At 36.6% G+C, this 7,962-nt stretch carries 4 protein-coding genes and 2 pseudogenes; 2 read left to right on the top strand and 4 right to left on the bottom strand.

Going from position 1 to position 7,962, the window contains the following annotated elements; translation table 11 throughout:
• Positions 1–441: 441 nt before the first annotated feature.
• Positions 442–1,532 (bottom strand): annotated as a pseudogene (locus tag B9T36_RS18895) (IS3 family transposase).
• Positions 1,533–1,604: 72 nt separating this feature from the next.
• On the opposite strand from B9T36_RS18895, the pseudogene B9T36_RS18890 reads away from it, so the two are divergent.
• Positions 1,605–1,914: pseudogene (locus tag B9T36_RS18890) on the top strand (transposase); the annotation flags it as partial.
• A gap of 53 nt (positions 1,915–1,967) precedes the next feature.
• On the opposite strand, the gene B9T36_RS18885 reads toward B9T36_RS18890, so the two are convergent.
• Genes B9T36_RS18885 through B9T36_RS18875 form a run of 3 tightly spaced genes read right to left on the bottom strand, consistent with a single transcriptional unit; the run spans position 1,968 to position 7,496 of the window.
• A complete protein-coding gene (locus B9T36_RS18885) occupies positions 1,968–3,683 on the bottom strand; it encodes an esterase/lipase family protein (protein ID WP_086210960.1) in 1,716 nt (571 codons plus the stop codon).
• 1 nt (position 3,684) lies between these two features.
• Positions 3,685–4,743, bottom strand: coding sequence for a T6SS immunity protein Tli4 family protein (locus B9T36_RS18880; protein ID WP_086210959.1), 1,059 nt, complete (start codon positions 4,741–4,743; stop codon positions 3,685–3,687).
• Positions 4,744–4,763: 20 nt separating this feature from the next.
• Complete coding sequence (locus B9T36_RS18875; protein WP_086210958.1) at positions 4,764–7,496, bottom strand: type VI secretion system Vgr family protein; 2,733 nt, start codon at positions 7,494–7,496, stop codon at positions 4,764–4,766.
• Between the two features lie 281 nt (positions 7,497–7,777).
• Between B9T36_RS18875 and B9T36_RS19170 the strand changes: the two genes are divergently transcribed.
• Positions 7,778–7,962 (top strand): hypothetical protein (locus tag B9T36_RS19170; RefSeq protein ID WP_213033331.1); only part of this gene is annotated, 185 nt, incomplete at its 3' end.

The raw sequence follows: 7,962 nt of genomic DNA, 5'->3' as shown, positions 1-7,962 counted from the left end.
CGAATTTATGTGGCAGTAAAACAAATTAATCAACTGAGATGAAAAAGGTTTATATTCATAGAGAACTTTTATTGAGCTTTCGACAGGATATATAGTCCACCAAGCACTTGGTTTGCTCTAAAGCCAAGAGTAAAAATAAGGTCTATGTCTACTAGATTTGTTCTAAGATAAATGGATTTCTTGCATAAGTCATTTTTTGAGCTGTATTGAAATCACAATGAAAGTTCCTTCTTTTAAAAGGAGAAGGCTAGGGAAAGGGCTAGGGAGAGGATTGATAGGAAGAATCCGCCCTCATTCTAAGCTTTTCAACAAGAGAGAAGTGACGTTCAACACTTATTTTATTACCAATGCATGATCATTTTTTGACTTTTGCAAGAGCTCTAATGAATGTATTGGGTAATCGGTAATCCTCCCATAAATAACCGAAGTTAAAAGTAGAGGTTAAGCGACCATTAGAGGTGGCCTTCCTTTATTTGCTTGATGTGGTCTCTCATGGTTGTAATGCCACAGCCAATCAGTTGCGTAATCCTGAACTTCTTCTAACGTATCAAACAAATGCTTGCTCAGCCAACTATAACGTATAGTCCGATTATGTCGTTCAATATACGCATTCTGCTGTGGCTTACCCGGTTGAATATATTCAATACGAATACCGTTCTCAGTAGCCCAGCGTACAAATTCGTGACTGATAAACTCGTGGCCTAAGCAGCACTGCTGCGCAAGGCATCGGATCACTAATGGTTTTTCTCTCCACTCCAACAATTGATTCAACGTACGAATAACCCTAATTGTGGGCAATGAGAACCCTGCTTCAATGATTAGGCCTTCGCGGCGGTAATCATCAATCACATTCAATAATCGAAACTTGCGACCATCGGAAAGCTGATCATGCATAAAATCTAATGACCAGACCTGATTTTCACGGATTGGTTCTTTCAATGGTTCAGGCGCATGCCGTTTTAGTCTTCTTCTTGTCTTAATACGCAGGTTCAAGGCTAACTCACAGTAAATGCGGTAAACCCACTTGTGATTCCAGCAGTAACTATTAACATGCCGTAAATATGAGAAGCATAGACCAAAGCCCCAATCGGAATTTTCCTCAGTGAGGTCAATGAGCTGTTCTGCAATGAGCACATTGTCATTACTGAGTTTAGCTTGATAACGGTAGCAGGTTTCACTGATTCCAAATACAGTGCAAACTAAACGAATACTAATAGCATGGTGGGCAACTGCCTGTTGTGTCATCTGACGTCGACAAGATGGCTTTACCACTTTTTTGACATCGCTTCCTGAATGATCTCTGCCTTTAACCTCTCTTCAGCATACATTTTTTTAAGTCTGATATTTTCTGCTTCTAACTCTCTGAGTCGAGCCATTAATGACGTATCCATACCACCATATTTGGCACGCTATTTATAGAAGGTCGCATTACTCATACCGTGTTCACGACAAAGGGTGGCTACAGGTGTGCCAGACTCCGCCTGTTTCAAAATGGACATGATCTGACTGTCAGTAAATTTAGATGTTTTCATGCAGAATCTCCTGCCTATACTTTAAGAGAAAATTCTACTTTTAGGTCCTATTATTTTTAGGGGGGGATTATCGATGACAAATACCCGCAAATCAGCAAATCCTGGTATGCACACTGGCAGAACTTGAATACATTATTTGCTTATCCAGCCGATATTCGTAAAGCGATCTACACGACCAATGCAATTGAGTCGCTAAACAGTGTGATTCGACAAGCAACCAAGAAGTGTAAACTCTTTCCAACCGATGACTCAGTCAGAAAGGTGATTTACTTAGCGATTGAAGCTGCATCGAAAAAGTGGAATATGCCAATTCGGGATTGGCGTGCGGCAATGAATCGGTTTATGTTCGAATTTGAAGGTCCGTTTAGACGCTTTCATTTAAACAACATTTACACAGATTTTTTTACAGGGTCAGTTATTCTTTTTCATTTAAGTCTATCTAAACTTAGGTTGAATATTATTTTCTTTAATAATCTTAACAATTGAGTAAAGAACTGATCTTCGAACATGAGTATTGTTATATGAGCCTTGATGATCAAATCCAGTCATTTGAAAAACTTGTTTAACTCCAGATTGCTTAAAAGGAGCCCGTCCTGAAACCCATGGAACTGTTCCATCTCCATCCGCATTTTTATCTGAAATTTTAAATGTTCCAAACTTACCACTTGTTAGTTTAATATATCGCAACCCATTATTTTCTTTCATATTTGCTTTAATGTAGTGGTAAGCAGCTTGTCCCATATACATCGCATCTTTTGCAACTTTTTGATTATATGCCTCAACTTCTTGGGCACTTGCTCTAGGCAAGTTTTTCATTTGCTGTGCAGTTACTCCTCTAAGATTTTGATCTAATGTCCATGTTAATGTACCGAAACTTGAGTATTTAGGATCATGTCCATAATTTACATAAGTATATGGATGATACTTATTTGTTATTTTGTCATGGAATTCTTTAACTTTTTCAATTTTTTTAAAATATACATCTTTTACTTTTTTACCAGGATTATTATTTCTTACCATATTTGCAGGATCAATCAGTTCTGCTTTAACCATCTCCCACCAAACACCATCTGATTTATAAATTTCACTATAGGGGTCGGATTGTGGTAAGGATACAACATTTGTTTGTAAATCCTTCCCATTCATTAATCCTGAACCTTTGAGATATAACCATGGTTTCCCGTTGTTATACGCCTTGCTTGGTAATAATTCTAAGCCCCCAGGTGCATTTGCTAATACAGCAGTTACATGTTCAGTATTTTTACCAAGTACATAAGCTGGTAATGCTCCAACATCTTCAGAACCAGTAACAATACGTCGATATGCTGCTGCTGCACCTTCTGCTGGCATTACTCCATGCACAACCCCTGCAATATCAGAACGGATTTGAACTAGGCGGCGAGTTAATAATCCCCCCATTGAATGAGTCACTATAATAAACTTATGAAATCGGCCACCAAGTGATTTTTTAATTGCTTCAAGTTTGTCAGATACAATTTTTGCACCATTTTCACTGGACTGAAGCCAGTTATAACCCATACCGTAAACAGGGAAGTGAAATGCTTTCAAATGTTCAATATCTTGTTGAGCTATATTTGTAAATGCCTCTTGAGGATGCCAATTTTCTACTTCTTTTTTATTTATTAGACTTTTCCATTCATAGATAGATTCTTGCAATTTCATTTCTTGAATAGCAGCATAACCACCACCCAAACCTCCCATACCATATATAGGTTTTTCATTTAAATCGACATTATTCAGTACCATTTGTAAATAAGTTAAAATCCCACCATAACTATCCCAATGTACGGTCCCCCAATAACGATCTCTTAAAAATTTTTCTGTTAATTTTAAACGACTATCAACTTTAATAGTGCCATCTTTGTATACTTCAGTATTTAAATAATCTAATTCAGTTTGCAAGGTAGCTGGACTTTTATTCATTTGTTGAACTAATGTTTTAGCTATTCCTGCGCCATTGCCTAATAGCCATACAGGCTTCTTTAATGCTTTATTATATATGTTAGAACCCATAATTCCAGGTACAAATATAATTGGAATCGTATCATTAAGAGGGACTTCTACATTTGTTCCAACTTTATTCGATGTAGGACTGGTTGCAGATTTTGATTGTGATATTACGTCACCCATTTTATTTTTCCTTTTTATTATTAGGAGATATTTGAATACTATTTAAAATAAAATAATTCAGTTGAAGTACATTTTTCTGACTAATCATAGAGTAAAAAGATTCATCTGGATTAGTCATTTCAGCACTTTCGAAACTAAATTGAATATATGGGTCATTATCATTATTTAAATCGCCTAAATATTGCCAAGATCCATTTTCAAAACCACGTTCAAAATGTGCACGTTCAGAAACATGATTCAATACTTCTTCACCAACCAAACCATTAATGACTTTTTTATGCTCTCTTAAATTTTCAATTTTCATTTGTGCTTTTACAATTGCAGGTAACTCTTGTTGTCTCTTCTTCATAAGTTCAATTAAAGGAATATCTGACTCCAAACGAACACGATGCTCAATATCAGCCCGAACTCCTGGATAACTTGGAAATCTAAAATGCAAATATCCACCTGTGAATGGAATGTTTTTACTCATATCATCTAAAATAAAAAATTCCTTCCAACATAGACCAGCGTGTGCTTCACCTTTTTCATTTCTTAATTGAATGCTTTTTAAGGTATGTTGCATATCTGCTAATGATTCATTTAGAAGATCATTGCTTGCACCACTTTTTAAAATAAGCATTTTACCTGGTCTTAAATAGAGATAACCATAGATTTCATATATGGAAGTAACATATTTTCCATCCCGAAAAACAATAATGTGGCTAACAGAGCGTCCAGCTTGATTTACAGGACCTTGTATTTCTTGCTTTAATAAAACCCCTTCAGTTTCATGAGGTTCATGCTTTAAATACTGAATCTTGTCATTAATGAGTTTTTGATATGCTTCATATGTTTTTACACTCCCATCAACTTCAATATCACTACCGTTGTAGTTGAAGTTACTATATTCCACTTCTGTTTCTTTCGGTACAGTCATTTCAATACGACCGAAACATACTTTCTTTGGATTACTATAATCAATCACTTGAATTCCTTCCTGCTGTTTCTCAACATTTGAACATGCACTAAAAGAGCTTACTATTACGATACAAAGTACTAAGCACTTAAATAATTTCATTATTAACCTTCCGTGATACTTTATTCTGGAGAAAATACTTCAATATTTAGCGCAGTCATTACATCTTTAGAAAACACACTGGTTTTACCATCTTCACCGGATACGCCTTCAAAAACCTGTCCATCTTCAGCCGTTATTTTGTACTTCAGATTTTTTGCAGGTTCCCCATCTGGATAGTGCAGAATAAAATGTTCATCATAGTTAGATTTCAATTCAGGCATTGCTGGAAGCTGACTAGACAGTGACGCTCCACCACTAACCTTTACTTGACCAGCTTTAAGTTCCATTAAACCAGGACAGGCAATTTCAATATTTCCACCTTCGATTTTGATATATCCCCCACCACTAGTGATGAGAATACCTTTCCCACTTTCTACTCTTACAAGGTCATTGAGTGAATACACATGCATTTGTTGCTTTGAAGAAAGCGTCATTTTTCCTTTTTGTGCTGTGACATCCACATCACCTTCACCAGATTTAATCTTAATGCCAGCATGTTTTGCGAAAATTGAAATTTTATCTAATGCTTGGGCTATCCAACTTTTTCCAGTAAAAAATTGCAAATTCTTAGGTGTACTTACATCTATATTATCTTTTGATTCAAGATGCATGCTTTCTTTGCTGTCTAAAATCATTCCTGATTCACTATGCAAAGTGACTAATGCATCTGAACTCTCATTCCATTTATCGAATATTTCTTTTAATAATTCCTGTGATTCTAAATCAGGTTCATCAACTTGATGTGCCGTTGCTATTTCTTTGAAGTATTTATTACCATCCACATGGAATTTAATATTTTCTTGTGTTTTCGAACGTGTAAGTAGCGTACCTTGAGCTTGTTCTGATGACTCAGAAGTTAATAAGATACCTTTTGTCGCCCTTATTGCTCCCCATTGATCTGAGCGTAATTCAAACCCCTCACCACGACCCTCACTTTCAGCTTTGTCTTTCGGATGGCTTAAATTACCGAGGTTAAGTTGCGTTGCACCGTGACTACTGTGGAGCTGTGCGCTGATCTGTCCTGTCGTGTCATCAAAGCGCAGTTGGTTATATCCTTCACCATCCACTTCTTTGGAGCGTATCCCACTGAGTTTTTTGGTATCAGGGAGTTGTCCTTTTATATCGAACTTGGTTGGATTTCTCTCTGCTTCATGGATACGTCCTGTCACAAATGGACGGTCAATATTGCCATCAAAGAAGTCAATCACAACTAATTCATCTTTACGAGGTAAGAATCTAGCGCCATAGCCTTCACCCGCCCAAGGGGTTAGTACATCGACCCAAGCTGAATCTGTATCATTATCATTTGAACCTGAACCACCATCATGGCTATGGTCATCTGTTCGTGTGAATAGAAAACGAACTTTAATTCGTCCCCATTCATCCACATGAATTTCCTCACCATCTGTGGTGACTTTGGCTCTTTGTACATGTGCAGTAGGGCGATGTTGTAGTGGATCATATTCAGGAACAACGGCAATACTTCTACGCACCACCATCAATTCGTTGGCTTGACGTTCTTGTTCGCTGTCTTTACTTGTTTCCCAATGACTGAGGCTAAGTAACTTTTCCAATTGATCTTTCAAATCTTTTGGTAGGTTATTTTGATTATAGTAGTGCTTATTGAGTATCAAAAACTCTCGATCAGCCGAACTGTGATTTTTTTCAAGTTCGGGATGATCGGAGAGTTGAAACCAATATCCAACTTGAGTATCTCGGACACTGCTGTGTGCGGTAAAATATTTGGATTGTAAGGCTTGATATTGATTCAGTTGTTTGTTGAGTTTATCAAGTTGGCTATTGCTTGATTTTGTGGCTTGATCTTCACCTTTAAGGTCACTAATCCATGCAGGGGAGATACTCCATGCTTGTTCTAGGCTTAGACTTTCATTATCCCTATTGGCACTGTGTTTATGCGAACTGAGCACTGATCCGCTGGCATCTTCTTGACTTAAGCTATCTGCTTGCCAACGTTGTACATGGATTGCCGTAGGCTGTAAGCTACGTTGTGCAATAAAGCTTGTAATGCTGTCATACTGTTCTGTTGCATTTGACCTATGGTAGCGTATGCTTCGACGTTCAATGGCTTTAAATTGGGCATTATCATCGACTAAACGTAGTTTTTGTGCTTCAATACTTTGGCTATTACTTGATACAAGATAACTAGCCTCATCAATAAACCAATTAATTGATTCTTCACGCATTAATCGGGTTAGATATGCATAATCGCTTTCGTTTGACTGCATCGAAAATGGACGGATATCATAAGACTTAGTTAGTCCGCTAGTATCTAATTTTAGGCTTGAAGCAAACAAGGCACTTTTAGATTGCCATTCATTGAAAATTACTTCAATAATTTCAACAACATTCTTATTCATGAATACACGGCTATTACGTCGTTTATGCCACAAGCTGGTTGGGTCTTGCATGGTCAAGCGGTATAGACTTAAAGCCCCGTCAGATTGTCCTTGAGAAGCGCCTGTAATAATACCAGTCGTTCTAAACAATCTGCCTGAATCAGTGACTTGATCAACACCTATTTGACAACCAATAAATTGTTTTAATTCTATGAATGGATTCGTTGATAGGCAGATCAGTTCTGCTGACATTCCTTCATTGATGCCATGAAATCCATCAATACGTTGTAGCATAATTTGTGAATTAAGTTGTGCATTTGAAAATTGAGCACTGATGGCACGTTTTTGAGTTCCAAAGCCTAATTTGTCTAAAATGCCAAAAATGTTATCTAACATTGTTATTTATAATCTTATTATTAATAGGGAAATATTAGCACAATGATTATTTATGCTCAAATCCTATTCATTTTGTTTCAATCCGGTTAAAAGTTTACGGTAGCTTTTTATTGCGTATCGACCAATTTGATATTTTCTTTGTAATTCGACAATTGTCATGGTTTCGAGATCAGATTGATGTTATTTTAACCAAATTATTTTTTGTTGATTAGCTGGATAAATGCAATCTTTAAAGTGAATGGGGGGAAAAAGGTCGTGATTTTTTAAAGCGTATTATTGCTTTGAGTCTACCTATTACAATTCAATCACTTGTGTTGTTTTTGATAGTTGGTATTTCCTTGCAAGTCATAATTTTGGTTTTTGCTTCCAGTTTGGAAGAGGCAATGCTTAAGCAATTAAATATAGTCATGGATCTTATTTTTGAAGTTATTATCAGTACATATATTTATTGGCGAATTTATGTGGC

Source organism: Acinetobacter sp. ANC 4204, from assembly GCF_002135205.1.
In the GTDB taxonomy this organism is placed as follows: domain Bacteria; phylum Pseudomonadota; class Gammaproteobacteria; order Pseudomonadales; family Moraxellaceae; genus Acinetobacter.
This window is presented reverse-complemented; position numbering and strand designations above follow the sequence as displayed.